The 25921-nt window shown below is 65.3% G+C and carries 28 protein-coding genes, 1 tRNA gene and 1 other RNA gene; 19 read left to right on the top strand and 11 right to left on the bottom strand.

Annotation, left to right across the window (positions count from 1 at the left end):
- Positions 1-1299, bottom strand: coding sequence for an ABC transporter substrate-binding protein (locus IBJ82_RS13380; RefSeq protein ID WP_228537116.1), 1299 nt, complete (start codon positions 1297-1299; stop codon positions 1-3).
- Between the two features lie 225 nt (positions 1300-1524).
- Between IBJ82_RS13380 and ssrA the strand changes: the two genes are divergently transcribed.
- From ssrA to IBJ82_RS13360, 4 genes are all read left to right on the top strand, one after another.
- Positions 1525-1897: a transfer-messenger RNA gene (gene ssrA / locus IBJ82_RS13375) on the top strand.
- Between the two features lie 87 nt (positions 1898-1984).
- Positions 1985-2239: a type II toxin-antitoxin system Phd/YefM family antitoxin gene (locus IBJ82_RS13370; protein ID WP_194826286.1), complete on the top strand. Its 255-nt coding sequence runs from the start codon at positions 1985-1987 to the stop codon at positions 2237-2239.
- On the top strand, positions 2236-2502 hold the full coding sequence (locus tag IBJ82_RS13365) for a type II toxin-antitoxin system RelE/ParE family toxin (RefSeq protein ID WP_194826285.1): 267 nt from the start codon (positions 2236-2238) through the stop codon (positions 2500-2502). The genes IBJ82_RS13370 and IBJ82_RS13365 overlap by 4 nt, the downstream gene beginning before the upstream one ends.
- Before the next feature lie 150 nt (positions 2503-2652).
- Positions 2653-3711, top strand: a complete 1059-nt coding sequence (locus tag IBJ82_RS13360; protein ID WP_228537115.1) for a hypothetical protein — start codon at positions 2653-2655, stop codon at positions 3709-3711.
- Positions 3712-3801: 90 nt separating this feature from the next.
- On the opposite strand, the gene IBJ82_RS13355 is transcribed toward IBJ82_RS13360, so the two are convergent.
- Entirely contained in the window at positions 3802-4011 is a 210-nt protein-coding gene (locus IBJ82_RS13355) for a DUF5302 domain-containing protein (protein WP_063816119.1), read from the bottom strand.
- Between the two features lie 111 nt (positions 4012-4122).
- On the opposite strand from IBJ82_RS13355, the gene IBJ82_RS13350 reads away from it, so the two are divergent.
- Positions 4123-5010, top strand: a complete 888-nt coding sequence (locus IBJ82_RS13350) for a hypothetical protein (protein WP_194826284.1) — start codon at positions 4123-4125, stop codon at positions 5008-5010.
- Here IBJ82_RS13350 and IBJ82_RS13345 read toward each other — a convergent pair.
- Complete coding sequence (locus IBJ82_RS13345) at positions 4988-5728, bottom strand: DUF1266 domain-containing protein (protein ID WP_194826283.1); 741 nt, start codon at positions 5726-5728, stop codon at positions 4988-4990. The two genes, IBJ82_RS13350 and IBJ82_RS13345, sit on opposite strands and share 23 nt — an antisense overlap.
- 226 nt (positions 5729-5954) lie before the next feature.
- On the opposite strand from IBJ82_RS13345, the gene IBJ82_RS13340 reads away from it, so the two are divergent.
- Positions 5955-6650 (top strand): helix-turn-helix domain-containing protein, encoded by a 696-nt coding sequence (locus tag IBJ82_RS13340; RefSeq protein ID WP_194826282.1) that lies wholly within the window; start codon positions 5955-5957, stop codon positions 6648-6650.
- Positions 6651-6769: 119 nt separating this feature from the next.
- Positions 6770-7258, top strand: coding sequence for an NUDIX hydrolase (locus IBJ82_RS13335; RefSeq protein ID WP_194826281.1), 489 nt, complete (start codon positions 6770-6772; stop codon positions 7256-7258).
- Here the strand turns inward: IBJ82_RS13335 and IBJ82_RS13330 are convergent.
- The 4 genes from IBJ82_RS13330 to IBJ82_RS13315 form a co-directional block, all read right to left on the bottom strand.
- A complete protein-coding gene (locus IBJ82_RS13330; RefSeq protein WP_194826280.1) occupies positions 7234-7632 on the bottom strand; it encodes a VOC family protein in 399 nt (132 codons plus the stop codon). The two genes, IBJ82_RS13335 and IBJ82_RS13330, sit on opposite strands and share 25 nt — an antisense overlap.
- A 50-nt stretch (positions 7633-7682) precedes the next feature.
- On the bottom strand, positions 7683-8096 hold the full coding sequence (locus tag IBJ82_RS13325) for an arsenate reductase ArsC (protein ID WP_194826279.1): 414 nt from the start codon (positions 8094-8096) through the stop codon (positions 7683-7685).
- Between the two features lie 140 nt (positions 8097-8236).
- Positions 8237-9538 carry a D-arabinono-1,4-lactone oxidase gene (locus IBJ82_RS13320; RefSeq protein WP_194826278.1) on the bottom strand — a complete coding sequence of 434 codons (1302 nt, stop codon included), beginning with the start codon at positions 9536-9538 and terminating at the stop codon, positions 8237-8239.
- 57 nt (positions 9539-9595) lie between these two features.
- Positions 9596-10273 (bottom strand): TetR/AcrR family transcriptional regulator, encoded by a 678-nt coding sequence (locus IBJ82_RS13315; RefSeq protein ID WP_194826277.1) that lies wholly within the window; start codon positions 10271-10273, stop codon positions 9596-9598.
- A gap of 129 nt (positions 10274-10402) precedes the next feature.
- On the opposite strand from IBJ82_RS13315, the gene IBJ82_RS13310 reads away from it, so the two are divergent.
- The 7 genes from IBJ82_RS13310 (at position 10403) to IBJ82_RS13280 (ending at position 16986) form a co-directional block, all read left to right on the top strand.
- Positions 10403-11896 (top strand): MFS transporter, encoded by a 1494-nt coding sequence (locus tag IBJ82_RS13310; protein ID WP_194826276.1) that lies wholly within the window; start codon positions 10403-10405, stop codon positions 11894-11896.
- Between the two features lie 174 nt (positions 11897-12070).
- Complete coding sequence (crcB, locus tag IBJ82_RS13305; protein ID WP_194826275.1) at positions 12071-12487, top strand: fluoride efflux transporter CrcB; 417 nt, start codon at positions 12071-12073, stop codon at positions 12485-12487.
- 64 nt (positions 12488-12551) lie between these two features.
- Complete coding sequence (crcB, locus tag IBJ82_RS13300) at positions 12552-12914, top strand: fluoride efflux transporter CrcB (protein WP_194826274.1); 363 nt, start codon at positions 12552-12554, stop codon at positions 12912-12914.
- A gap of 47 nt (positions 12915-12961) precedes the next feature.
- Positions 12962-14599: a phosphoglucomutase (alpha-D-glucose-1,6-bisphosphate-dependent) gene (pgm, locus tag IBJ82_RS13295; protein ID WP_194826273.1), complete on the top strand. Its 1638-nt coding sequence runs from the start codon at positions 12962-12964 to the stop codon at positions 14597-14599.
- Positions 14596-15927: an MFS transporter gene (locus IBJ82_RS13290; protein WP_194826272.1), complete on the top strand. Its 1332-nt coding sequence runs from the start codon at positions 14596-14598 to the stop codon at positions 15925-15927. Before pgm ends, IBJ82_RS13290 begins: the two co-directional genes overlap by 4 nt.
- Positions 15928-15992: 65 nt before the next feature.
- Entirely contained in the window at positions 15993-16733 is a 741-nt protein-coding gene (locus tag IBJ82_RS13285; RefSeq protein WP_194826271.1) for a thioredoxin domain-containing protein, read from the top strand.
- Between the two features lie 180 nt (positions 16734-16913).
- A tRNA-Ala gene (locus IBJ82_RS13280) sits at positions 16914-16986 on the top strand.
- Between the two features lie 244 nt (positions 16987-17230).
- On the opposite strand, the gene IBJ82_RS13275 is transcribed toward IBJ82_RS13280, so the two are convergent.
- Entirely contained in the window at positions 17231-17995 is a 765-nt protein-coding gene (locus IBJ82_RS13275) for a class I SAM-dependent methyltransferase (RefSeq protein WP_194826270.1), read from the bottom strand.
- Between the two features lie 105 nt (positions 17996-18100).
- Between IBJ82_RS13275 and IBJ82_RS13270 the strand changes: the two genes are divergently transcribed.
- A complete protein-coding gene (locus IBJ82_RS13270; RefSeq protein WP_194826269.1) occupies positions 18101-18727 on the top strand; it encodes a winged helix-turn-helix transcriptional regulator in 627 nt (208 codons plus the stop codon).
- Positions 18728-18866: 139 nt separating this feature from the next.
- Here the strand turns inward: IBJ82_RS13270 and IBJ82_RS13265 are convergent, their stop codons facing one another.
- A complete protein-coding gene (locus IBJ82_RS13265) occupies positions 18867-19289 on the bottom strand; it encodes a hypothetical protein (protein ID WP_194826268.1) in 423 nt (140 codons plus the stop codon).
- A 1581-nt stretch (positions 19290-20870) separates the two neighbouring features.
- On the opposite strand from IBJ82_RS13265, the gene IBJ82_RS13260 reads away from it, so the two are divergent.
- Entirely contained in the window at positions 20871-21422 is a 552-nt protein-coding gene (locus IBJ82_RS13260; protein ID WP_194826267.1) for a hypothetical protein, read from the top strand.
- Between the two features lie 216 nt (positions 21423-21638).
- On the opposite strand, the gene IBJ82_RS13255 is transcribed toward IBJ82_RS13260, so the two are convergent.
- Together IBJ82_RS13255 and IBJ82_RS13250 are read right to left on the bottom strand one after the other, a co-directional pair.
- Positions 21639-22163, bottom strand: a complete 525-nt coding sequence (locus IBJ82_RS13255) for an RICIN domain-containing protein (RefSeq protein WP_194826266.1) — start codon at positions 22161-22163, stop codon at positions 21639-21641.
- 62 nt (positions 22164-22225) lie between these two features.
- Positions 22226-22660: a WXG100 family type VII secretion target gene (locus IBJ82_RS13250; RefSeq protein WP_194826265.1), complete on the bottom strand. Its 435-nt coding sequence runs from the start codon at positions 22658-22660 to the stop codon at positions 22226-22228.
- 256 nt (positions 22661-22916) lie between these two features.
- On the opposite strand from IBJ82_RS13250, the gene IBJ82_RS13245 reads away from it, so the two are divergent.
- The 3 genes from IBJ82_RS13245 (at position 22917) to IBJ82_RS13235 (ending at position 25810) form a co-directional block, all read left to right on the top strand.
- Complete coding sequence (locus IBJ82_RS13245; RefSeq protein ID WP_194826264.1) at positions 22917-23933, top strand: hypothetical protein; 1017 nt, start codon at positions 22917-22919, stop codon at positions 23931-23933.
- Entirely contained in the window at positions 23921-24583 is a 663-nt protein-coding gene (locus IBJ82_RS13240) for a pentapeptide repeat-containing protein (RefSeq protein WP_194826263.1), read from the top strand. The genes IBJ82_RS13245 and IBJ82_RS13240 overlap by 13 nt, the downstream gene beginning before the upstream one ends.
- A gap of 474 nt (positions 24584-25057) precedes the next feature.
- Positions 25058-25810: an exodeoxyribonuclease III gene (locus IBJ82_RS13235; protein WP_228537113.1), complete on the top strand. Its 753-nt coding sequence runs from the start codon at positions 25058-25060 to the stop codon at positions 25808-25810.
- Positions 25811-25921 lie beyond the last annotated feature (111 nt).

Here is a 25921-nt window from a genome sequence, read left to right as displayed (position 1 = left end):
CTACAGCCGGGTGCAGGGCTCGTGCAGGCCCAACCGAGTCAGCGTCTTGCCTTGATAGCCGACGCTGACGGCCCTGGCTCCCATCGGTGCCGTCTTGTCCGGTTCGAACACCGCCGACCATTCCCTTTCGAGGTCCGGTTCGGCCGCGCCGGCCGGATGGATCACGACCATGCCCTCACCATCGGGTTTCATCGATCCGACGCTGCGCCGCAGGCCGGCCCGGGTGAGTTCGCCGTTGGCCGCCGCGGTCTCGAGCAGGGCTTTGAGCGGATAGGTGATCGCCCAGCCCAGCGAGTAACCGAAGTTGGCGGGTTCACCGGTGATCGCGTCGCGGGCGTGCTTGGCGCCCACGCTGTCGCCGGACCAGCTGTCGACCGGGGTCGTGTAGTTGTAGAGCGCGGTCAGCGCCGGAGCGGCCGCCGATTGCAGCAGGGCCGCGTTCCAGGTGGGCAGCGAGCCGAGGAACCGGCCGGTGAACCCCGACTTCACGAGTTTGCCCACGATCTCCGCGGTCTCGGCCGGACCGGTGGCCAGCATCACGAGATCCGGTGCCGTCGCCATGACCTCGTCCACCGGCCCGTCCTGATTGCCGACCTCGGCATTGGGCCCGGTCTCGATGAGATCGGCGATGGTCGCATCATTGGCAAGCGCCCACTTCATTGCGCCGCTGGCATAGTCGCCGCCGTAGTTGCCGCGGTAGGCGACGACGGCGATATTGTGTGGCGCGTAATGGGTTTCGGCGAACCAGTCGAGCCCGGTCACCGCTTCGGTGCAGTAGGAGTAGCCACCGCTGAGCACCAGATTGCGGTCGGCACTGCGGTAATTCCAGCCCGACCACAGGGTGGCCGCCGTGCTCATCATGTCGTCGGCGTCCATCTGATTCAGCATCGCGACGGTCTGCGCGGTCCCGAAACTCATCGACAACGCGAGCACGTTCGGCGCGATCTCCTCGTACGCGCTGCGATGGGTGCGCGGATCGTAGGAGGTGTTGCGGGTATAGGTGCTGATGTCGATGTCGTAGCCGCCGATGCCGCCCGCCGCGTTCACCTGCTTCCAGAACGCCACCTGACCGTCGTTCATCGAGGCGCCGAGCGGGGTGAACGGTCCGTTCTCGAGATCGGAGAGCACCCCGAGGTAGATGCAGCCGCGATCGGTGTTCGCCGAACCGGGGCAGGGGGTGCTGGTGACGCCCGGCGCGGCGACGGATTCGCCCGACGAGCAGGCCGCGGCCAGCACGAGACTCGCAACAGCCGGGATCGCCGCGAATCGGCGCAGTCCACGCTGACTGGTGAATGCCATGAGATAACTCCTTGCTGCAGTCACCCAGTACATTTCACAGTCCCGGGGCGGCCGAACGAGAACAGTACCCGCCTCCACCGGCGGTCCCACCCGGATTCGCCGAGGCTATCTGGCAGGGTTCGCTACAAGATCACTTCGGCGACACCGCGAGCTGGCAGAAATAATGGGAAGAACCGAGGCCGCGCCGGTGTTAATATGACTAGCCCGCACGGTGCGGGCACGTACGGGGCTGAACGGTTTCGACTGCGTACGTTGATTCAGGGGAAGCGTGTCGGTGCAGGCAAGAGACCACCGTAAGCGTCGCTGCAACCAATTAAGCGCCGATTCCAATCAGCGCGAGTACGCCCTCGCTGCCTAAGTAGCCAGGTCGTCTCTGTCAGTCCGGGTCCGTCCCTCGACCCGGGTACTGGCATCAGCTAGAGGGAATTACCGTTCGGCTCGGTCGCGGAGTCGAATGGGACATCTAACAGCGACTGGGATCGTCATCCAGGCTTGTTCGCGAGACTTGGAGATCCAAGCAGAGACATAGCGAACTGCACACGGAGAAGCCCTGAAGACGCGGCGGAGGACCCGGGTTCGATTCCCGGCAGCTCCACTGAAGCCCCTCACCTGACACGCAGGTGAGGGGCTTTTTCGTGCCTGACGACGGAATTCGCGTGTACACGACAGCGTGTACGCTCATGGTATGGATGAGATCAGCACCCGTGAACTACGTGCCAACTTGGCGAAATACATCGATGCTGCTGAGGCCGGCGAACAGGTGATCATTCTCCGCGACGGCACCCCGGCTGCCGCACTCGTCCCGCTGTCTGTCGTGGAAGCCGTCGACGACGCCGAGGACGCACTGCTGGCCCGGGAAGCCGCCGCCCGATTGGTCGACGGCAGCGCGACCGTCAGCATGGCCGAGGTGCTCGCCGACATCTTCGAGGCGCGTAAGTGAAGTACGAGTTCCGCTTCCACGAATCGGCTCGGCGTGAATTGCGTGATCTGGAACAGCGGGACGCGATGCGTATCCTCACCGCGCTCACGACCCTCGGCGACGATCCGTATGCCGAGGGTCTGGCCATCCGGAAACTGATCGGCGTCGACGCCTACCGACTGCGAGTGGGGCGGTTCCGGGTTGTCTACCAAGTACAGGACGAAGTGCTGGTGATCCTGGTCGTGAAAGTCGGGTGGCGCCGGGACGTGTACCGCGACCTCTAGGTCGACGTCGTCAGAGGCTCAGGAGCCGGGTGATCATGTCAGGGTCATCACCGTCTACGGGCAGGTTCGTCCCAGGCATCGGCCCAGCTGCGACCTGATGGTCAGACCCTGGTGGAGGGTGGTTCGGGTGGGCCACGTAGAACTGAGCGAATGACGCGGTATGCATACGACTCGGGGGCGGGAACGCTGGTCGCTACCTGGGGGACCGGTCGGGGTGATGTCGCCGAGACGATCGCCGAGGTGCCGGGGACCGAGCACGGGGTGGAGCTGGCGGCGGCGCTGGCGAGTCTGGCGCGGTTCCAGTGGCGGACCTACACCCATCCGGCGACCGCTGCCGGGGATCCCGATATCGAGAACGGGGAAGCGTGGCGGCGGGCGGAGGAGCGCAATCGCTTCGAGAAGGTGGAAGCCGCACTGCGCACCCCTAATCTGCCCGACGAGGACGGGTGCATGCTGGTTTTCTACAGCCCCATCGAGGAATCCGCGCACCACGTGGGTCGCGTGCTCCATGCGATCGGTGACGCGAGCCTGGTGGACCGCGTGGTGAACGAGGTACTCACTGAGCAGGCGGCGATCACGGCCGCGGAACTGGGCGATCTGGCAGGTCGGGCCAGGCAGGCCGTCGAACTCACCCGCCCGGAGATCTCCCCGGTGCAGGTGCACGCGGCGGACAGCCTGCTGCGGGCCAACCCGTTGGGCACGATCGACCTGTTCACCGAATTGGACCCCGCCGCCGCGTCGGTCGCCGCCGCGCACTGGCTGCGGGCCGCGGCCACGGTGGCCGGCGAGGTCACGGGCCTCGAGCCGGTGGACGTGGTCGCCGAGGCAGACGACATCGAAGCACTCCAGGTGGAAACGCCCACCGTGGTCTTGGAACGGCTCGGCGCGGGGGAGACGCCGACCCAGGTGGTGGTCGACCTGATCGCCGATGCCATCGCCGTCTCCGAAGGCAAGGTTCGCGACCTGGACGGCATCATCGAGGCCGCGCAGGAAATCGAGGAACGCGACGACGACGACGATCCCGACGAATGGACCGACGGCTACCGTATCTGCCGCCTCGACCCCACCCGTCCCGCGATCGATCTACTCGAAGACCTGCTCGGCGCCATCCGTGGATGTTGGCTGGTCTTCAGCGAAGCGGACAGCGGCAACACCTTCGAGAACGCCGTTCGGACCGAAGCGGACGCCGATACCTCCCGTTTGCAGTAACTCCCGCTCGACCGAAAAGCCCTGCGCCGCAAGATGATCACCGGCGGCGCAGGGCTGCTTCACGGAAAGGGGAGACCGCCCGGCGCGAAACTATCCGCCTGCGCGACGGCGGAAGGTGCGCTTCCCGCCCGCCTGCGCATGCGTCCCACGCACTTTGGCGGAATTCTGGGCGGCCCCACCCGCGGAGGAGTGGCCGTTCTTCCGCTCGAGCGCCTCGCGGAACCTCCGCTTCGTCGCCTCCTCCGGAGTTTCGATCGCGTCCGCGGACTGTTCGGCGGAGACTTCCTGTTCATCGGGCATCCCTACAGCCTGCCACCTCAGCGCACCTTCGCACACCATCGGCAGGACCATCGACCGGCCCGCGACGGCCCCTCGGTAGGATCCACCGATGCGGGGCAGGCCAGGAGGGACGTGGCTTTGATCGAAGTATGGGGTGCGCGGGTCGCGGTCCGGTATGCGGACGGGCGACTGGTGACGACGCCACTGCGCGCCGACAACGAGATCGCGCTCGACGTCGGAGTGGCCGAACTGGCCAGGATCGCGCTCGCGAACACCGAGGACGGGCAGATGGCGTTGCTGCTGTTCTTCCGGTCGGCGCAGTTCGTGGTCAACGGTGCGCCGACGGATCGTCATCCGGTGCCGGTGTTCCTCGAAACCGATCTACGCGCGCAGGCGCAGGCCCTGATCAGAGCCGTCGAACGCGACTTGGTCAGCCTACGCAGGGTATTTCCGCCCCGACCGAATCTCGTTCCACCGCAATCTGTTCAGGGTTCGAACGGCCGCAGACGTCCCGATGTCACCGCGGCAGCACACCGAATGCGCCACGCGGGCAACTCCATACGCGAGATAGACATCCTGCACACCTGCGCACGCACCGACGAGTACGTCCTCGAACTGGCCCAAGCCGGCCACGAGGGTGCGCCGGGTCTGGTCGTGATCACAACTCTGCGCCTGCTCTTCGTCTCCACGTGGGCGGTCTACGAATTCCCGGTCTCGGTCCTCACCGACGCCGAAGTGCGTACGACCCCCGGACAGGTTGCCACCCTGCGAATTTCGGGCGCCGGCACCGAGCTGGACTTCGTCGACTGGGAACCCGCCGACTTCACCCGCATCGCCGAGGCCGTCCGCCTTGCCTGCGAAATCGAGCACGTCGACGGATCCATCACCCAGTCCATGCCCTGCTCGGCCGACCTCTTCGGCGAATGGCAACTGCTGGTGGAGCGCCGCAAACTGGGGATGGTCGACGACGACCCGTTCCGCCGTCAAGCCGTGGGCATCATGCTGACGATGCCGGGCTGAACACCGGCGCACCCGAATGCAGGGCCACCCGCCGCCACGGACTCGACGGTCGAAGGTGCAGCCCCGCGATCATCCGCCTACGTTCGGCTACTTGGCTTTTCGCGGCCGACAGATCCTGCGTGGCCGCCCAGAAGATCGCTCCCGTGAGGAACCCGTCGCCGAACTGTCGCCAGTTGCGATAGTGCTGACGCGCCCGATCCAGCCCGGTCAGCATGTGCTCCCATGCCTCGTCCTCGGTCAGATAGCCCGCCGTGCAGGCGGCGCGGGCGATGAACACCAGCCGTGCCAGATCCCATGCGGTGGCATCGATCTGCAGCGGCGTCGGCAGGCTTTCGGTGATGCCGAGCTTGATGGCTTGCAGCCACGCGTCGTAGTCGCGATCGATTCCGGCAGGCCCGCGATAGCCACGGAAACTCGAGAGCGTGTGCAGGAATTCGCGGTGTTCGTCGGCCAACCCGGACCGGTCGACCCGGCCGGTATCGCTCGCGGCCATGACAGCGAGCGGATGGACGAGTTCGAACAGCGGCGCGTGCATCCCGGCCAGCAACCGCCGCACGGTGTCGTGCGCGTCGTCGGCGTTGTCGACACCCCACGACTCGTGCAGTCCTTCGATGGCGGTCTCCCGCCGCGTCGACGTGCTGTCGGGCTCCTCCGGCAGGAACGCGACGCCGTCGCACTGCGCGCCCCAACTGCGCCCGTAATACGCACCGACCGCCAAAGCCCTGATCCGGTCGTCGTCAATCCTCGCCCCGGACCACACATCCGGCTCGATATCTATATCCGCTCCGGGAAACCCCGCCACCCGTGGCCGTCCACCCTGCACTGATGCTGTCGGTTGCATTGGCACCCCTCTGCCGAGCCGAACGTCGTGGCGTCAGATCTTACGTACCGGGTGATCGCGGTGCGGCAACTGCCTGTCGGTGGGTAGGGCTACCGTCGCAAGTGTGGCGGAATACCGGGAACGCGAATCGAGGCTGGACCGAGCGGTGGTCTGGTCGCGAACCATGCCCGCCCACACCGGTCCCGTCACGGTGTTCCCCGACGGCTGCATGGATCTGATCTGGACCGAGGGCACGCTGATGGTGGCCGGGCCGGACAGTCGCGCGTTCCTCGCGCCGAGTGCGCGGGCGAGCGAGTTCGTCGGCATCAGGTTCGCGCCGGGCACCGCACCCACGTTGCTCGGGATTCCGGCGGTGGAACTGCTGAATCAGCGGGTCGACCTGGCCGAGATAGCACCCTCGCGCACCACTCGAGAACTCGTAGACCGCATCGACAACGCGCCCGACCGCGTTGCCGCCTTGGAGGCGGTCGCATTACGATTCGCCGCCGATAACGGCGTGGCCGATCCGGCGCTCACCGCCGTTGTCGATTCCCTGTCGGTCGGCGCGACGGTAGCCGAAACCGCCGCTCAGACAGGTATGTCGGCCCGGATGTTGCACCGGCGCTCCCTGTTCGCCTTCGGCTACGGACCCAAGATGTTGGCCCGTATTCTGCGTTTTCAACGTGCGTTGGCGGGGCTTCGCACCGGAACTTCCGCCGCGCAAATCGCCGCGGTGACCGGCTTCGCCGACCAGGCACACCTGTCCCGAGAGGTCCGTGACCTGGCCGGATGCTCGGTGCGCACCTTGCAAAGCCGCTGATCGGGCGTCCGGCCGCCCGGAAAGTCTCATTCGGCACAGCGTGCCGGAAGGATTAGGCTCAGTAGTGCACGCCCCGTCGCAAGTGCTCAGTCCGAACACCGACGAGAGGATGTGACCCGATGATCGACGAATCCGTGTACTCCACGCTCCGTATCGAGGCAGAACGAGACGAAATCCGTCGGCTTGTCGTCGGCGCGGTCGTCGTCCGCCATCATCGAGTGCTCATCCTGCGCCGTCGACGATCGGATTTCCTCGGTGGACGGTGGGAGTTGCCCAGCGGCGTCGTCGAGCCGGGTGAGGCACTCGACGAAGCGCTGGCCCGCGAAGTCGCGGAGGAAACCGGGCTGGAGGTCACCGGCGTCAGCGACTACCTCGGCGAGTTCGACTACCTGACCGGCGAAGGCGCCCGCACCAGGCAGTTCACCTTCGTCGTCGACGTGGCCGCGTCGGGACCGGTGACGCTCACCGACCACGACGCGCATCTGTGGACAAGGCTCACCGGAGAACCCCCGGTGAGCGACGAGGTCCGCGAGATGCTCGGCCGCTACCAGCGGCGTCAGCGCGATCCCCACGACTGGTCGGCCTATTCGGCGGGCAACGGCGCGTAGAGGTCGATTCCGTGCCCGTCGGGGTCGACGAGCGAGGCGTAACGCTGGCCCCAGAAGGCATCCCACGGCGCGAGTTCTCCGTGATGGCCGGCGTCGACGAGCTCGGCGTAGAGCTTGTCGACCTCGGCCGGATCGGCGCATCGGAACGCCAGACTGCTGCGGCCGGGACCGGTCGGCGGCTGCCAGCCGGGCACGAAAGAGGCGATCGTCGCCTCGGTGTCCAGCGCCAGTCGCAGACCACCGCCGATCACGGCCTCGGCATGGCCCTCGGATTCGGCGCCGTCCGGGAAAACCAGTCCCAGCTTGCGGTAGAAGGCCACCGAAGCGGCCATATCGGAAACAACAACGGACACGACATCGAGCTGTGGAGTCATATTCGCAGCTTAGGCACCCGAGTGCGGTGCGGTCTTGAACGAATCGGACGTCAGCGCGCGGGCACCGGTACCAGTTCGCCGATCAGATTCCCGATCAGGATCTGCAGGTGGTCGCGGATGCTGCGCACCACCTCGATCGGCTGCCCGGCCGGATCCGGCAGCACCCAGTCGCGGTAGCTGATTCCGGGAAAGTACGGACACACCTCGCCGCCCCCCACCGTGACCACCACATCCGAGATCCCGACGACATCATCGGTCAGTGGTGTCGGCCGTTCGCCGGAGATGTCGATCCCGATTTCGGCCATGGCCGCCACCGCGGTGGGGTCGAGCACTGCTGCCGGTTCGCTGCCGGCGGTGCGCACCTGGATCCGGTCGCCGGCCGTGGCGCGCAGCAAACCCGCCGCCATCTGTGATCGGCCCGCATTGTGCACACAGACGAACAACACGCTGGGAGTGTGGGCCATGGTCGCCCTTTCGGCGCAGGGGCGAAGTGCTTGTGGCGCTTCGGGTATCACCGTCATCATTCCACCAGGGCGCTGCGGCGGGGGAGGGTGCGGGCGATCCGGCGACACTGTTGTCCGAGCAGTGTCCGCACCGTGACAGCTCAGTCGAGTGAGCCGAGCACCCGGTGCACGTAATCGTTGGCGAAAACCCCGGTCGGATCGAAGCGTCGTCGGACCGCGGTGAAGCGGTCCCACTCGGGGTAGCGCGGGCGCAGTGTCTCCGCGGTCTGGAAGTGGCGTTTGCCCCAGTGTGGCCTGCCGTCGTAGGCGTCGAACACCGCCTCGCACGCGCGGAAATACGGTTCCCACACCATGCCCTGATACTGGTGCACCGCGATGTAGCAGGTCTCGCGTCCGCCGGCGGGGGACAGAAAGGCGTCGTCGGGCGCGACCCAGCGCACCTCGATCGGCATCGGTGTACCGAATCGCCTTCCCAATGACAGGATTTCGCGAATCGCCTCGGCGGCGTGCGCGCGCGGGATCGCGTATTCCATCTCGTTGAACTTCACCAGCCGCGGCGTGGAGAACACCCGGTAGGAACGGTCGACCTGCCGGTTGTTGCTGCCTGCCAGGGTGGCCGCGCGGTGAATCATGGGGATGGCGGCCGGAATTCGGCGACCGAGCCTGCACAGGCCGTCGTAGGCATGGTTGGCGATCAGGATGTCGTTGAGCCACTCGCTCACCGTGCCGCGCGGTTGTTCCGGCGCTTCGGTTCGATCGATGGCCTTGGTCATCGCCGTATCGCTGTGCGGGAAGGCGAAGAACTCGAAATGATCACTGCCGTCGGCGAATTCGTCGATGTCGGCGAGCACCTCTTTCAGTGGCACCGGCCGCTCGACGCACTCGAGTACGAACGACGGCGCGAGCTGCAAGGTGGCCGCGGTGACGACGCCGAGCGCCCCGACACTGACCCGCGCCGCCTTCCAGCCGTCGGGATCGGTCTGCTCGTTGAGCTCCACCCGGGTGCCGTCGGCCCGCAGCACCTCCACCGAGTGCAGGGCCGCGGAGATATTGCGCAGCCGGGCGCCGGTGCCGTGGGTGGCGGTGGCGGTCGCGCCCGCGAGGCTCTGCGTATCGATGTCGCCGAGATTGGGAAAGGCCAGTCCGTGCGCGTGCAGCAAGGGGCTCGCCGCGTGCAGCGAGATCCCGGCCTCCACTCGTACGCGCCCGGCGTCGACGTCGACATCGAGCACCTTGTCCAGACCACTGAGATCGACCAGCGTGCCGTCGGTGAGTACGGCGTCGGTGAACGAGTGCCCCGACCCGGCCACGCGCACGGTCCGGCCCGCGGCGGCCGCATCGGTCACTATCGCGGCCAGTTCCTCGACGTCACGCGGCGCGGCGACGACGGCGGGTGTGCAGCGCTGCTGGCCTGCCCAGTTCACCCAGGTGTTCTTGGTCATGTGTCCAACAGTAGAGGATGCGCTGTGACGCGCGCTACTGGTCGGGCAGGTTTCGGCTCAGCGACGACGGCCGAGGCAGCCGGCGGCCTTGGCCCGCTCGACCTCTTCGTCGGTCATCGGCGAGACCAGCAGTGGCCTGCGCGGCACCGTGTCGGTGCGGACGCCGTTCAGTACGATGGCCATATACCGTTGCCACACTTCGGAATTCACCGGACAGGCGAACTCGGCGATGGCATTGACCATGTGGATCATGGCGAAGAAGTCGGAGGTGGCGACGTCGGAGTCCACCACGCCGGCGTGGCGCGCGCGATCGATGATCGCCGTGACCGACGGGTGAATCCGGTCGCGCAGTTCGGCGAAACGGGCCGGATCTTCCTCGAGTTCGAGCATCACCTCGCCGAAACCGCGGTTGGTCGCCAGGTGTTTGCACGCGCTCTCGAAGAATTCGACGAGCCCGAGCCAGGCGTCCGGGTTGCCGAGGGCTTCCTCGGCCGCGTCGGCGAAGTCCTTGACGTGCTGGTCGAAGACCTCGGCGATGAGTTCCTTCTTGTTGGCGAAGCGTCGGTACACGGTGCCGACGCCGACGCCCGCGCGCTCGGCGACATCGTCGAGGGTGATCTCGAGGCCGTGATCGGCGAATAGCTCACGGGCGGCCGCGACGATGCGTTGCTGGTTGCGCGCGGCGTCGGCGCGCAACCTGCGGGGTGGTGTGGCAGTCGTCGTGGCGTGATTCACAAGTACATCCTATCAATCCGGGGATTAAGTGGAGGTCGTTTCTCCGTTACTCTGGTAGCTTCGAATGAAGCGGAGGCGGTATCTCCGATTATGCCACCAGAAACCATCCGCAGACCAACTAGGGGAGTTATGACCACCACACTCGACACCGGGCCCAAGAGCCCCGCGGATACCGGTCGCCGCGGCTCGCACGCCCTGCGCTGGTGGGTGCTTGCCGTACTCGGCATCGCCCAGCTGATGGTCGTGCTCGATGCGACGATCGTCAATATCGCCCTGCCCGCGGCCCAGGCCGACCTCGGTTTCGGCGACGGTGACCGCCAATGGGTCATCACCGGTTACGCCCTCGCCTTCGGCAGCCTGTTGCTGCTCGGCGGCAGGCTCAGCGACCTGTTCGGTCGTCGCAACACCTTCATCGTCGGCCTGGTCGGCTTCGCGGTGACCTCGGCCATCGGCGGCGCGGCCACCACCTTCGAGATGCTGGTGGCGGCCCGTGTCGGCCAGGGCGTGTTCGGTGCGCTGCTCGCGCCCGCCGCGCTCTCGCTGCTCACGGTCACCTTCACCGAACCCAAGGAACGGGCAAAGGCCTTCGGCATCTTCGGCGCCGTGGCCGGTACCGGTGGCGCGATCGGTCTGCTACTCGGTGGCGTCCTCACCGAGTGGGCATCGTGGCGCTGGGCGATGTATGTCAACCTGATCTTCGCTGCCGTCGCGCTCGTCGGCGCCGTGCTGCTGCTCGCCAAGCACGTCGCGACCTCGCGGCCCAAGCTCGATTGGACCGGCACTGTCGCCGTCACCGTCGCGCTGTTCGCCATCGTCTACGGCTTCTCCCACGCCGAGTCCAACGGCTGGAGCGACCCGGCCACGCTGGCCTTCCTGATCGGTGGCGCCGTGCTGCTCGCCGCCTTCGTGTGGATCGAGACCAAGGTCGCCCACCCATTGCTGCCGTTGCGCATCGTCGCCGACCGCACCCGTGGCGCGTCGTACCTGACCGTGTTCGTCATGGGCATCGGCATGTTCGCGATCTTCCTGTTCCTCACCTACTACATGCAGCTGACCCTGGCGTACACGCCGATCGTGACCGGTCTGGCGTTCCTGCCGATGGTGGCGGGCATGGTGGCCTCCTCGACCACCGCGCCGTCGCTGCTGCTGCCGAAGGTCGGCCCCAAGATCGTCATCAGCGGTGGCTTCCTGGTCGCCGCCGCGGGCATGCTGTGGCTCACCCAGATCGGTCTGGACTCGAGCTACCTCACCCACATCCTGCCCGCGCTGGTGCTGCTCGGCCTCGGCCTCGGTGGTGCGATGTCGGTCGCGTTCCAGGGTTCGACGGCGGGTGTGCAGCACGAGGACGCGGGCGTCGCCTCGGCGATGGTCAACACCAGCCAGCAGGTCGGTGGTTCCATCGGCACGGCGCTGCTCAGCACCATCGCGGCCTCGGCGATGACCGACTACGTGTCGACGCATCAGCCGGGCCCGCTCACCGTGGCGCAGGGCGCGATCGAGAGTTACACCACCAGCTTCTGGTGGGCGACGGCCACTTTCGTGCTCGGCGCGATCGTGATCGCGGTGCTCATGCCGAACACCGTGCCCGCCCCGGCCGAAGGCGAGCCGGTGCTGGCGCACTGATCCGGAACAATTGAACGACGATGGCCTGAACCGACAATCGGTTCGGGCCATCGTCGTTCGTCCGTGGCGGCTGCTGAAAGTTTGCCACGGTGCGCACCGCTCGCCCGAGTGTCGGTGGGTCTCGATACCATGAGCAACGACCACCACACGGATCGGCCAACGGGAGGCGAACGCATGACATCGCGGCCTCCGGCGCTCGATCCGGCCGTCCTCGCGGCGATCTCGGTGGGCGGCGGGCTCGGCGCCACCGCCCGTTTCGGCGTCGGACACTGGTGGCCGGTGCTCCCCGGCCGATTCCCGTGGTCGACATTGACGGTGAATGTGCTCGGCTGCTTCGCCATCGGGGTGCTGATGGTCGTGGTCACCGAACTGTGGGATGCACCGAAACTCGTTCGACCGTTCCTGGGAATCGGTGTGCTGGGGGGCTTCACGACTTTCTCCACCTATAGCCTCGAGATTCGTAGACTCATCGGCATCGGTGAGACGGGCACGGCGGTCGCCTATCTCGGCCTGTCGGTGCTCGCGGCACTCGGTGCCGTGGCAATTGCCATGATCGCGACCCGGTGGGTCGCGCGGCGGGGGTTCACATGAATTCGACGACGGAAGGGGGCCATCCGATGGTCGAGATGTGGGCTCCCACAGCGGGAGGCGTGGCATGACGGTGGCGTTGGTGCTGGCCGGCGGCATGCTCGGCGCACCCGCCCGGTACCTGATCGACCGGCGGATGTCGGCGTGGTTTCCGACTGGGCTGCCGTGGGGGACGCTAACCGTTAACATTGTCGGTTCGGCGTTGCTCGGGGGTTTGATCGGCGCGAGTGCGGGCAGTGCGCTGCTGGCATTCGCGGCAACCGGCTTCTGTGGTGCGCTGACCACGTTCAGCACGTTCGGGTACGAGACGATCCGTCTGGTAACCGAGGGCGCCTACGTGTATGCCGTGGGCAACGTCGTGATCAGCGTCGCGGCGAGCCTGGCCGCGGTATACGCCGCTGCGTCCCTGACCCAGTGGTTGTGCGCATGATTCTCATGACCAGCCGCGCGCAGCCGACACGGAAGGGAACACCCACCATGGCCCACGATCGCGCCGGACGGCCCGCCCGCCCGACCGACCTGGTGGACATCGCTCACCTGGTTACCGCGTACTACAGCCTCGTCCCCGATCCGGACGAGCCGAGCCAGCAGGTGGTGTTCGGCACCTCGGGTCACCGTGGGTCCAGCGAGGACGGCGCGTTCAACGAGGCCCACATCATGGCGATGACGCAGGCGATCGTCGAATACCGCGCCACCCGTGACATCACCGGCCCGGTCTACCTCGCGCGCGACACCCATGCCCTGTCCGAACCCGCCTGGACCACCGCGCTCGAGGTCCTGGCGGGCAACGACGTCACGGCCGTGATCGACGCCCGTGGCCGCTACACTCCCACCCCCGCGCTGAGTCATGCCGTGCTGAACCACAATCGCGGCGGCACCAAGCACCAGGCCGACGGCATCGTGGTCACCCCCTCGCACAATCCACCGCGCGACGGCGGCTTCAAATACAACCCACCGCACGGCGGCCCCGCCGACACCAAGGCCACCGACGCCATCGCCGCCCGCGCCAACGAACTGCTGCGCGGCGGCTTGGCCGAGGTCAAACGGGTCTCGTTCGATCAGGCGATGAGCACCCACGTGCAGCGCTACGACTACCTCGACCAGTACGTCTCCGACCTGCCGAACGCGTTGAACCTGGACGCGATTCGTGGCGCGGGCATCCGGATGGGCGCCGACCCGATGGGTGGCGCGAGCGTGGACTACTGGGAGGAGATCGGGCAGCGCTTCGATCTCGAGCTCGAGGTGGTCAATCCGTTCGTCGACCCCACCTGGCGTTTCATGACCCTCGACAGCGACGGCCAGATCCGGATGGACCCGTCCTCGCGTCACGCCATGGCGGCCCTGGTCGGTATCAAGGACGACTACGACATCTCCACCGGCAACGACGCCGACGCCGACCGGCACGGCATCGTCACCCCCGACGGTGGCCTGATGAACCCCAATCACTTCCTGGCCGTCGCGATCGAATACCTCGTCGCGAACCGGATGTGGTGGGACGCGCTCACCAAGATCGGCAAGACCGTCGTCACCTCGTCGATGGTCGACCGTGTGGTCGGCGTGCTCGGGCGCGACGTGTACGAGGTGCCGGTCGGGTTCAAGTGGTTCGTGCCCGGATTGTTCAGTGGCAGTTTGGCTTTCGGTGGCGAGGAGAGCGCGGGCGCGTCGTTCCTGCGGATGGACGGCACCGTGTGGACCACCGACAAGGACGGCATCCTGCTGGCTCTGCTCGCCGCCGAGATCGCCGCCGTTACCGGCCAGACCCCCTCGGCCAGATACGGCGAACTGGAACGCCAATACGGCAGCCCCGCCTACGCGCGGATCGATGCCGCCGCCACCAGTGAACAGAAGGCCAAGCTCGCGCGCCTGACCCCCGAGGCCGTCACCGGCACCGAGATCGCGGGCGAGGAGATCACCGGCATCCTCACCACCGCGCGCGGCAACGGAGCGTCGCTGGGCGGGTTGAAGGTGACCACGGAGAACGCCTGGTTCGCCGCACGTCCCTCGGGCACCGAGGACAAATACAAGATCTACGCCGAGTCGTTCCTCGGCCCTGAACATCTCACCCAGGTGCAGGCTGCGGCCGAGGAGATGGTGAATCAGGCGCTGGGCGAGTGAGCGCTCCGGCCAAAGTCCGGCTACCCGCCGAGATCTGGGTACTGATCGCGGCCGCTTTCGTGATCGCTCTCGGGTTCGGCCTCGTCGCACCCGTGCTGCCGCAGTACGCGCGCGAATTCGGGGTCGGCATCGCCGCCGCGTCGGCGATCGTGAGCGCGTTCGCGTTGATGCGGTTGTTGTTCGCGCCCGCCAGTGGGCGGCTCGTGCAGAAGCTGGGCGAGCGGCGGGTGTATCTGGCCGGCATCGTGATCGTGGCGGTGTCGACCGGGGCGTGCGCGCTGGCGCAGACGTATTGGCAACTGCTGGTGCTGCGTTCGCTGGGCGGTGTCGGGTCCACGATGTTCACGGTGTCGTCGATGGCGCTGATCATCCGGGTGTCGCCGCCTGCCGCGCGTGGTCGAATCTCCGGCGTCTACTCGACGAGTTTTCTGATCGGTTCGCTGCTCGGTCCGCTGGTCGGAAGTAGTTTGGCCGGGTTCGGGCTGCGCGCGCCGTTCCTGATCTATATGGCCGCGCTGCTGGTGGTGTGTGTGATCGTGTTCGCCGGGTTGCGTGAATCGCCGGTGCTCGCGCCCGAGAGCGGGGCGAAGCCGATCGAATTCACCTTCCGGCAAGGGTGGGCAGAACCCGCTTACCGGGCGGTGCTGCTGTCGAGTTTCGCGGGTGGCATCGCGGTATTCGGTGTGCGGATGGCGTTCGTGCCCCTGCTCGTGGTCGAGACCCTGCATCAGGAAATCGGCATGGCGGGCGTGGCGCTCACGGTGTTCGCCGCGGGCAATGCGGCAGTGCTTTTCCTGTCGGGCAGGCTCTCGGACCGGTTCGGCCGCAAACCGTTCCTGATCGCCGGGTCGGCCATCTGCGCGCTCGGCACCGGCGTGCTCGGTTTCGCACCGACCATCGAGTGGTTCCTGGTCGCCTCGTTCGTCGCGGGCATCGGTTCGGGAATGTTCAGTCCCGTGCAGCAGGCGGCATTGGCGGATGTGATCGGGTCGCGCGCCCGCGGCGGCCCGGTGCTGGCCGCATTCCAGATGTCGGCCGATCTGGGCACCGTGCTCGGCCCGATCGTCCTCGGCTGGTTGGCCGAACGCACGTCGTTCGGGGTGAGCATGGCCGTGACCGGTGCGGTGCTGGCGGTGTCGGCGGCAGTGTGGGTGTTCACGCCAGAGCCCTCGCAGATCGAGCACCCCGAAGATCCGGAGCGCCCCGATCACGCGGGTGACGGCATCGACCCGCAATGCGCCTGCGATGGCAGCCCCGACGGTAAGCCGGTGGTGCGTGACGGCATGGTCCCCGCCGGTCGACCCAGCGACTATCACAAGCCCCAGTAGCAGGTCAGCGCCATTTCGGCGTGCCCGGGCACAGCGCCGCCGGTGACTCGAGGCAGAGTGGACGGGTGAGCACAGCCGGTTCTTCGCACAATCCGCGTCCCGTTTCCAGCAACACCACCTACGCGCTGGCCGCGGTGGCGGTCGTCCTCATCGGGGTGATCGTGTTCGCTGCCTACAAGTGGAGCGCGGAACCGCCGCCCGCCGTACGCAACGAGGGCTACGGTCCGGTCCGCGAGGCTGCCGTGCAGGTCACCACCACCCCCGACGGCGTCATCCGCCTCGGCCGCCCAGACGCCGCCAAGACCGTCGACATCTTCGAAGACCCCATCTGCCCCGCCTGCGGCACGATGGAAACCGCCTACGGCCAGGAACTGGCCCAGAAGATCGACGAAGGCAAGCTCGCGGTGAACTACCACCTCGTCACCTTCCTCGACCCCCAGTCCAAGAGCAAGGACTACTCCACCCGAGCGACTGCCGCGAATCTCTGTGTCGCCCAAGTGGGTTCGGGCCCCACCTACAGCAAATTCCACGAGACCCTGTTCACGAAGAAGCAGCCCGACGAAGGCGGCTCCGACCTGAGCAACCCGGCCCTCGCCACCATCGCCACAGAATCCGGCGCCCCCGAATCTGTCGCCGCCTGCATCAACAACGGCACCCAATCCGAAGCCGCCAAGTCCGCCGCCGCGAAGAACCTCGCCGATCTCGACGCCCGCACCGACAACAAGGCCGCCACCCCCTCGATCTACGACGGCACCACCAAGATCAACTGGCAGGACGAGAACTGGGTAGTGAACCTGGCCCCGTGAACCCCCGCGTGAGGTTCGGCACATCCCACCCCTGACCAGCCGATCCTCCCGCCCCACAGGCCACTGGACCCCCGCCCGTAACCCCACATTTTCGCCGTCTACCAGCCGATTTGTTCTCTCTCAGACGCATGGTGTAACTTCATTCAGGCAGCAGCGAGAGCCGCTGACACAACTGAACACGGGGCTATGGCGCAGCTGGTAGCGCACCACACTGGCAGTGTGGGGGTCAGGGGTTCGAGTCCCCTTAGCTCCACAGAAGTAGCAGGTCAGGCCCGGTCGTAGACCGGGCCTGACTTTTTTGTTGGGCTCGACCCCACGGTTACTCCCCGTTTTGGTCCCGCTTTCCGTCGATACGGCGATGGGCGGTCGGCAGGTCGGATTCTACGATGCGGGTGTGGTCTCACAGCTGGCTGGGCGGTGGGCCGGCGTGGGGAGCAACTGCTGGCGACGACCGAACTCATCGACGGTCGCCGGGCGTCTACCGCGGACCGAGATCGTCAGTCGCGGACAGCGTGGAGGATGTGCAGGCCGGAAGGGGTTGTCTCGCAGTGGCGCACGGCGAGGCCCGCTCTGCGGCACTGGTCGATCAGCCACTGCTGCGGCAGGCGAAGTTTCGGGTAGCAACCGGTGGTCAGCTGCCAGGCGCCCGCATGGCGGGTATGTAGGAGGTCGTGAACCATCACCGTGCTCTCGTCGATGTAGTCGAGAAAACAAGTGAGTATCCGGTCGTCGGTTTCGCGGACCGGAACGAAGCGGTTCAGGCCGCGCCGTTCGTCGCTCAGATCGCGGTAGGTGACCACGAAACTCCCGCCCAGGCGCAGGGCCCCAGCGACGTCGGTGATCAGTTGCCGCACGTCGGCCCGGTTCGGCAGGTGAGGCAGGGTGTCACCCATACAGACCACGGCGGTGACCGTGCCGGGATCGACGAGGTGGGGCAGGGCATCGCGGAGATCGGCATGGACGGTGCGGATGGAGTGGCCCACGGCATGGCGGCTGGCGTGGTCTCGCAGCTCGTTCAGGAGAGCGGCACTGGTATCGACGGCGGTCACCGACGTGTAGCCGAGTCGGAGGAGGCCCAGAGTCTGCGGTCCAGGGCCGCAGCCCAGGTCCACCGCTACCGACGGACCGTCGCCGACAACCTGCAACCCCAGCCGACGCAGGAGATCGGCCTGCGCCGCCGCGGTCGCGTCGATATCACCACCCGACATCCAGGTGTAATGCTCGGCGAGTAGCTGGTCGTAATGGTCGGCAGCGGTAGTCATGGCATCACCCTGCCGCGGCGGTAACCTCATGGCCGGTACAAGAAATGGACCGAGGTGTGTATGCGACACGGACCCGAATATTGCCCGGTATCGGCAGGGGTCGATGTGGTCGGAGATCGATGGACCCTGCCGCTGGTGCGCGAGCTGTTGCTCGGGTCGCATCGGTTCAACGACATTCACCGCGGGCTGCCTGGTATCAGCCGCACCCTGCTGTCTGCCCGGCTGCGTCGGTTGCAGGGCATCGGGCTGGTATCCCGGATGGCCGACGCCGACGGGCGGCCCGAGTATCGGCTCACCCAGGCCGGAGCCGCGCTCGAACCCTTGATATGGCAGCTCGGTGATTGGGCGCGCCGATGGCATTTCGGGGACCCTCGGCCCGAGCAACTAGACACCGGCTGGGCACTGTGGCGATTGCGGCAGTTCGTTCGCACCGAATATCTTCCCGCCCAGCGTGTTTCGATCGAGTTCATCCTCGACAATTCCAGCGGGGCCGAGGAACACGGCTGGCTGGTACTCGCTCAGCACGATGTCAGCGCCTGCTTGCGCCACCCCGGGTACGACACCGATCTGTGGGTTACCACCGAACTCAGTGAGTTGCACCGCTTGGTGGCCGGGACCTCCAGCCTCGATGACGCTTTCCGCGCGGGCCGTTTCCGCATACACGGCGAGCACGGTCTCGTTGCCGGATTCTCCAGCTGGTTCGATTGGCGCGCAACGATATCCGATGTGTAAGAAGTTCGGAGGACAGTCCGACGATACCTGCGAGTACTGACGGACTCAGTGATGCTGCGGGTTCGGCAAATCGGTTGGCTGGAAAAACGATCGAGTGAGCGGACAGCGCAGGACCGATGGCGCTGCGCCGCCGTAACTCCTAGCCGGAACCGCTGGGCAGCAGTCCCGCCGAGCCGCTGCCGAGCTGGGCGTCTCCGGTGATCTCGACGACGAGGGTCTTGGTGGAGGAGCCCTGGGTGGCCACGATCGTGTATGTACCCTTGGCCGGCGGGTGCCAGGTGCCGCGGATCGCGCTGCGCTGCCGGTCCGGATAGTCCAGGCGCTCGGGCGAACTGAGCTCGCGGCCGTTGATTGTCACGGTGGCGGGCAGTGCGTAGTCGGAGCCGAACATTCGGGCCATGACGCTGCAGTTCGCGCCTACATAATCGCAGGCGACGGGCATTTCGCTAGTACCCCAGGCGGAGATGGTGATGTCCTCCACCTCCGCCGAGGCCGCGGGAGCCAGGGTGGCCGGGAGGATCAGTGCGCCCGCCGCGAGAGCGGTCAGTCCTGCGATTCGCATGGTTCGGTGGTCCTTGCATCGGTGTGGTCAGCCCCGGCGCTCGACCGGAACCCCGTGAAGCGGTAGCGTTCCACAGTTTTCGCGGGGCCGGTACCCCGAAAACCCAGGGCTTGACCCTGGGTTCCCGCAGCGGCGTACTCCGCGTAGGCGGGTGGCAATGATCGCCGGACCCTGCTCCGGCCGCGTCGGGTCCGGGGTACTTCGTCCTTGCCGAGCACGCCGCACCCCACCACCTCCGCACCATGCCCCCTGTTCGGCCACATGATGCGCAAGGCACGCCGCGACCTGACCGCCGGGGAACTCGGGAAGCTTGCATAACGGGTCTGTGCCGTGCCCGCGTGACCTCACTAGCAGTGTGGGGGTCAGGGGTTCGAGTCCCCTTAGCTCGACAGAAATAGCAGCTCAGGTCCGGTCTTAAACCGATCCTGACCTTGTCTATTGTGTCGGGCCCCGCGTTAACTCACCGCTATGCTGGCATCGTTGGCGGGGTGGGTTTTCGGTTGCTGCACAAGGTTTCTCGGTTCAACGCCGGAAGGCCCCGGCGCGCTGTGCGCCGGGGCCTTGATTTACGACTTAGGGATTGAGTTCAACTGTGTTCACCGGCCATGGGGCTCGGTCTGAGACACGCATCCGACACTTCCCAGGATGCGGAACTGGTAAAAGGACTACTCAGTGGCCAACCACCTCCTGGATTGTCGGGTTCTTCCTGCCGTACTGCACTTACTGGTCTTGCATTTACTTGACTTGCTGGTACTGCACTTGCCTTGCTTCATCGCCCCGTCGGCGGTCCGGCCGACTGCACCGGATTCTCTTCTCCGCCAGGCGGAGCGGTCGAACTGTCCCGGGCAGCTCATCTGCCCGGGCATCTACTGCACTTACTTGGTACTGCACTTACTTCACTTGCTGGTACTGCACCTACTTGGTACTTCACTTGCTGGTACTTCACTTGCTGGTACTGCATTTACTGGTACTGCACTTGTCTTGCTTCATCGCCCCGTCGGCGGTCCGGCCGACTGCACCGGATTCTCTTCTCCGCCAGGCGAAGCGGTCGAACTGTCCCGGGCAGCTCACCTGCCCGGCCCATCTGATTTTGTGGAACGACAGCGACTGTATACGCCAACTTCGAGAATGTCTACACCCACCACGATAGGTTTTTTGCATCACACGGCGAGTGGGCTCGGCGCCCTGCTCACGGCAGTAATCGAACCTGCGACCCGGGCCGCAGCACCCTGCCCAGGGTCGGATCAGAGTCCGTGTGAGTGAGAGGTTCGCGAGTCTGCGATGGGCAGCGGAATCTTCCCGCATGGCAGGAATCGCCCCCGCCGACAACGGTCCGGCTTTAAAATTCTTCCGTCGCCCCGTCAGCGGCTGTGCGACGTGATGGCTTGAGTGCCAATGTGTCTCACCGTCCGGCGGTTCGATTCTCGGCTGCGTTCTCGGTAGTTGGTTCGCCCTACTCATTCGAAGGAGCCGGTCATGACTGTTGCCAGCAAAGCCTCACAGGTATGGGATCTGAACAGAGAAACAGGGACGGCGTGGGTGTACTGCGGGCCCACCGGGGCGCTACGACAGCCCTTCATCGTGGTCGCCGACAACGGGAACAGCGATATGGCGGGATTCGAGGGCAAGGCCAGTGATGCGGCCTACGACCTTCATGCGGCGGTGACCAAGACGGGACGGGATCTGATCCTGGTCGGATTCACCGAGGAGGTATCGGACCTTGCCGGCACTGCCCGCACGGTCCAGGAGGCGATGAGGCGTGCGATCGGTGAGCAGCAGGGGTCGGCCCCCTTGACCGTCGGTGGTTTCGGTCGCGGCGCGCTGCTGGCACGGTTTGCTCTGGCGATGATGGAACGCCAGATGATGGATCACCAGACCGAAGCCTATTTCTCCTACAACAGCACCAGGCCGGCCAACCAAGACGAGACCGACGCACTGGAAAGTGTCGGGACGATGCCTCAACGGCCCCGCGCGCTGAAATTGACTGTGGGCGTAGCCGATGTGGAAGGCCTCAGCGAGAAAGACGATCAGTTCCGGTCGGACTTCAGCGACACCTTCTACAGCAACGAAACCGCCACGACCTCCCTGATGACTGCCCCGGCAGGGCAGTGGTTGCTCGGCAACCTGAGCTGACTTCCTCGGTCACCGGCATATCTGCCCGATGTGCCGGTGACCGACCTGCACCCCAGCAGCCCCGCACCCATCACTGACTGCCGAATCCGGCTGAGGTGTGAATGTTATCGGCGCTCAGAGCCTGGATTCGGCCCGCTCAGCACCCGGTCTGGAAGGGGAAGCACTGACCGCCCGCAGTGGCCGGCGGGGGCACGCGTCTCGTGCTTGGCTGAGCCGCTACGGGGTGTCGAACATCCACTGCTGGCGGGGGTCGTCCCTCTCGGTCCGATCGACTACGACCGCGGTACCTGCCGTGAAGTTGCCCTCTCGGGCAGTCAGAGTCACCTTGGGGTCGTACGACATCAGCATTTGGTAGTTGTATGCCCACAGTTGGTTCAGGCTCTCCGGACTTTCCCGCCTGAGGGCTTGAGCTACAGGTGTGCCGGCTGCGATGTTACTGCCGCTCTCGTAGCCGACGACTTCCAGGACCAGTCCGCTGTTCTTGTTGACGAGGAACCCTTCGTCGTATGTCCACAGTTGGTGGGCGTCGCCAGTGGACTTCCGGTCCCAGACGACTGCCGGTGCGCCCGCGTCGGCGCTGCCACCCTCGATGTCCACCACAAGGTTGCTGGCGACATTTCGGATATAGAAAGAGTCCTCGGGAAAGGAATCATTTGCTGTGGCGGTCGGCGCTACGGCTACAGCGGGCAGCAGCAAGGTCGCGATTGCACCTATCAAGACCATCAGACGCGAGCTGGGCATTCATCCTCCACGGAGTCGATGGATCTGTGGGTGAGGGACCTCCGCACATGGACCGCGCGAACTCACCCCGGCATCATCCCTGCCCCCGACCCTGCAAAGGATCCGGCCAGCCGTGTCAGCATGTCGGCAGAGCCCACGCGGCTCCACAAATCAGGTAGCACGCCGACCGTGTGTGGTAGGTCGAGTGAACTCAAAGTACCGGAGTTCGAGATATCCTGACCGACAACGGCTTTGCTTGCGATGCCCAGAAGTTCGCCCATCGTCGCTAGGGCGTTCAGTACGTCTGCAGCACCCTTCTTGGTTTCAGTCCAACCGTCCTCGAACGCCTCGGCCGCCGCACCGCTCCAATTGTCCAGGACAGTGGATACCTCGCGGTCGAGCGTGCCGAGCCCGTTGATCAAAGATTCCGCGATCTGCTGGATATAGACACCGGCATCGGTCACCTCACCCGGCACGATCGCGAAAACCGCTCCAGAAGTATCGTTTTCACCCGCCACGCTTCCCCCGTTCTCAGGCCATCGGAGTCAGCCTAGGCACGGCAGCGTGGGGCTGCAACAGACGAGGTCTCTGCCCAAAGGAATCGAGCCCAGCCAGCATGACCGGGCCTTCCGGGCGATTCGCCCACTGACCGAGCACAAGGCGTTCACGCTACTGCCCGACGATTTGCAGGATTGCCGGTCGCGACGGGTTCGGATCCGACGCCGGTGCGGAAGTTGCCGAGGTGGGCGGGCACTTGGGCAGGTCGCCCGGTCGATGTGGAAGACTTTCGCCAATTCAGACCCCCTCGAATACGGCGTGGCACGGCTACTAACCGTCGCCTCAGGGCTGGAACAAGGCTTCGGACCCAAAGTCCCGGACGACATCCCGAACCATGTAGCAAACCTTCGCAAGCTCGCTGAAAAACTCCGCGAAATCCGTACCGCCGCCCATGACATCGCCAACGCGGTCGAAGCCCACAACGTGGCCTTGGCCAAAATGCGCGCGGACATCAATACGCAGTTCGCAGCGGTAGTTGTGGTTACCGCCATATCGATCGGGCGTTCGATGGTAAATGTCAAAGAGCAGCCAGCGAAGGAAAAGGCGCCGAGCAAGCAGCAGTCGCAGTCGCCCAACGACAACAAAGTCGAGTTAGATATCGACTTCCTGAACGACGCGGCGTGGGCCATAGCAGGGCCCGCTAACGCATTCCTCACCATCCTTAGCACCCTCACTTTCACCACTGCCAACCTGACAAACGGCGACCTTCTGACCATTGTCGAGTTGCCGATAGTGATCACTGCCACGAACGCCGAGGTAATCGGGAAGAGTCCAGAGAACAAATCGAACACGCCCGGGACGCCTGAGTACAAAGCCCGTCACGATGAGTTGTCCAAGGACCCCGCAAAAAATGGAAAGTCCAATCCGGCATCGCAGAGAGAAGCTGAGGTAGGATTGCAAGCGGAAAGTGATGGCAAGATTCCAGGGCCTATAACGCGTGCTCAACCGGGGCCGAATAATGAAGATATGGGCGAGTTCGTAGATGCGACGGGCAAGCGCTGGGACGTGAAGAGCTCTCCTGACAGTCAGCCATCGTACCGGCCAAATGCTGGTCAGGAGATCAGCAACCCTCAATCTGATGAGAAATTTGTCAAGATGATCAATAAAGACCTCGCTGACGATGAGAATGTCCTAATTGATCCTGACGGAATGTCGCCAGCGCGGCGTGCGCGATTGGAACAACTAGTTTCTGAACATCCCGAGTGGGAAGGAAAAGTAGTATGGGGCAGTTGATTTATGGCCGGACCAGGAGCGATGTCAAGCGTTGGCCTTCTGACCCTGCGGTTCAAGCGGCTCTGGGGCTCTACCTGGATCAATTGCCACCGGTGTCGATGTCGATGTCGGCATCCAATCTCTTCAATGGGGACGGTCTGGACCTTTCCCGCTCTGATGTATCGGGTTTGTTCTTGGAGGGCGCGTCCTTGAATGGGGCCGATCTGACTTCGGCATGTGTATCCGATGCGGATCTGTATACAGCGTGGATGATTTCGGCCGATTTGCGTAATGCTGATTTCAGTCGTAGCGATCTCCGCAAGGTCGAAGGTCGTGGCTGTTCGGCATCTGGTGGTATTTTCTGTGATGCCCGTCTTCAGAGCGCGGTCTTCGAGGATTCGGACTTCCGGCGTGCAAATCTGGTTGGTGCTGACTTGCGGAGCGCAAGCTTTGCGGATGCCGATCTCAGATCCGCCGATCTGCGAGGCTGCGAGTTTTCTTCGACAGACTTTTCGGACGCACGAATGGGCGGATGTTCGGTGGCAGGCGCTTCGGGGTCCATAATTGGTCCAGTGGATGTCGGAGCGAAATCGGCTATGGTTCTCGCGGGTCTCGAGCTTAAGAAATGGTTCAGCGAAAATGGAGCTGTGGATGTCACCATTCGATCGTGACCCGGCTGTCATTGACTCCGAACTTTCGAAGGCGAGGAAACATACAAGACAACTCGGGTGACCCTGCGATGAGCTGTGGTCGCAAGATGGAGCACCCGTCGCCGATCGAATCCGACTCGACGGACTTCGAGCCGGATTGCCGACCAGACTTCCCGGCGCACCTACCCGTAAAGATGCCGAAAAGACCCGCATGCACCGCAAACCGGAACGATCCGCCGAGACAGCCCGCACCGAATCCACCGCCGCGCGGCCGACGAATGGACTCACGGAGGATTCTGGGCGCGCTGCCGGTCACAGCCCCGATACATGCCACCCGTCTTCGACGTACCGAGTGCCGTTGGGGGAGGCGAGAACACACGGTCCCATCCATCGGCTTGCGCGAGGGAAACCAGTTCGCCGACCTCCCCGGCCCCACCGAGGTCGCGTACCGGAGCTGCCCGAGCGGGTGACGGGGGACTCCGGCACAGTGTTGCCATGGGTTCGTCGGTCGCTGATTCTCTCACTGTCGCCACATTCAATGTGAACGGAATCCGCGCGGCACGTCGTCGTGGATTCGATCAGTGGTTGCGGGCGCGGTCGGTCGATGTGGTCGCGTTGCAGGAGTTGCGTTGTCCCGCAGCTGATGTGGGCACCTTCCCGGGCTATTCGGCGGCGGTGGACGTGGGTTGCGTGGCCGGTCGTAACGGTGTGGCCGTACTGACGAGGGTTTCCGCCGCTGCCGTGCGGACGTGGGTGACCCACCCACCCAGGGCCCGCGGACTCGGTGAGTTCGCCGCACAGGGACGTTATATCGAGGTCGACCTGGCCGACCGGCCGGTGACGGTGGCCTGTCTCTATCTCCCCAAGGGTGGTTTGCCCGCGCATCTCCAGCGCCCGGGATCGATGCGCGAACAGCCCGACGGTGGGGTCAAGTACGAACGGAAGCAGAGGTTCCTCGCGGCGTTTGCCCGCGAAGTGCACCGAAACCGGCTCGCGGCGCTGAGCGCGGGACGCGAGTTCGTCCTCACCGGGGATCTGAACATCGCGCACACCCGGCACGATGTGACCAACTGGCGTGCCGCCCGCACGATGGACGGATTCCTGCCTGCCGACCGCGAGTGGTTCAGTTCGATTCTCGGCACGCGTCGGCTCGTCGACGTGGTGCGACAGGTGCACGGCGATCGCCCGGGTCCACTCACCTGGTGGAGTTGGGCGGGTGAATCGTTCGCCAAGTGTCCCTGGCCATGAGAAAGTCCCCACTGGTGGCCACGTGTAGGTCACCACTGGTGGCCACCTAAAAGTCCCCACCCCCTTCGGCGGGTTGACCGTGTGTCGACCCGGAGCACAGGCCCTGGGCGG

Source organism: Nocardia sp. XZ_19_231, assembly GCF_015355705.1.
GTDB classification, from domain to species: Bacteria; Actinomycetota; Actinomycetes; order Mycobacteriales; family Mycobacteriaceae; genus Nocardia; species Nocardia salmonicida.
Note: the sequence above shows the minus strand (reverse complement) of the source record. Positions and strands in the feature narration are given on the sequence as shown.

Bases quoted from the DNA above. Each gene is read 5' to 3' on its own strand.
- IBJ82_RS13380 (WP_228537116.1), bottom strand. From the start codon at position 1,299: ATGGCATTCACCAGTCAGCGTGGACTGCGCCGATTCGCGGCGATCCCG.
- IBJ82_RS13370 (WP_194826286.1), top strand. From the start codon at position 1,985: ATGGATGAGATCAGCACCCGTGAACTACGTGCCAACTTGGCGAAATAC.
- IBJ82_RS13360 (WP_228537115.1), top strand. From the start codon at position 2,653: ATGACGCGGTATGCATACGACTCGGGGGCGGGAACGCTGGTCGCTACC.
- IBJ82_RS13355 (WP_063816119.1), bottom strand. From the start codon at position 4,011: ATGCCCGATGAACAGGAAGTCTCCGCCGAACAGTCCGCGGACGCGATC.
- IBJ82_RS13335 (WP_194826281.1), top strand. From the start codon at position 6,770: ATGATCGACGAATCCGTGTACTCCACGCTCCGTATCGAGGCAGAACGA.
- IBJ82_RS13330 (WP_194826280.1), bottom strand. From the start codon at position 7,632: ATGACTCCACAGCTCGATGTCGTGTCCGTTGTTGTTTCCGATATGGCC.
- IBJ82_RS13325 (WP_194826279.1), bottom strand. From the start codon at position 8,096: ATGGCCCACACTCCCAGCGTGTTGTTCGTCTGTGTGCACAATGCGGGC.
- IBJ82_RS13320 (WP_194826278.1), bottom strand. From the start codon at position 9,538: ATGACCAAGAACACCTGGGTGAACTGGGCAGGCCAGCAGCGCTGCACA.
- IBJ82_RS13310 (WP_194826276.1), top strand. From the start codon at position 10,403: ATGACCACCACACTCGACACCGGGCCCAAGAGCCCCGCGGATACCGGT.
- crcB (WP_194826275.1), top strand. From the start codon at position 12,071: ATGACATCGCGGCCTCCGGCGCTCGATCCGGCCGTCCTCGCGGCGATC.
- crcB (WP_194826274.1), top strand. From the start codon at position 12,552: ATGACGGTGGCGTTGGTGCTGGCCGGCGGCATGCTCGGCGCACCCGCC.
- pgm (WP_194826273.1), top strand. From the start codon at position 12,962: ATGGCCCACGATCGCGCCGGACGGCCCGCCCGCCCGACCGACCTGGTG.
- IBJ82_RS13275 (WP_194826270.1), bottom strand. From the start codon at position 17,995: ATGACTACCGCTGCCGACCATTACGACCAGCTACTCGCCGAGCATTAC.
- IBJ82_RS13265 (WP_194826268.1), bottom strand. From the start codon at position 19,289: ATGCGAATCGCAGGACTGACCGCTCTCGCGGCGGGCGCACTGATCCTC.
- IBJ82_RS13255 (WP_194826266.1), bottom strand. From the start codon at position 22,163: ATGCCCAGCTCGCGTCTGATGGTCTTGATAGGTGCAATCGCGACCTTG.
- IBJ82_RS13245 (WP_194826264.1), top strand. From the start codon at position 22,917: ATGTGGAAGACTTTCGCCAATTCAGACCCCCTCGAATACGGCGTGGCA.
- IBJ82_RS13240 (WP_194826263.1), top strand. From the start codon at position 23,921: ATGGGGCAGTTGATTTATGGCCGGACCAGGAGCGATGTCAAGCGTTGG.
- IBJ82_RS13235 (WP_228537113.1), top strand. From the start codon at position 25,058: ATGGGTTCGTCGGTCGCTGATTCTCTCACTGTCGCCACATTCAATGTG.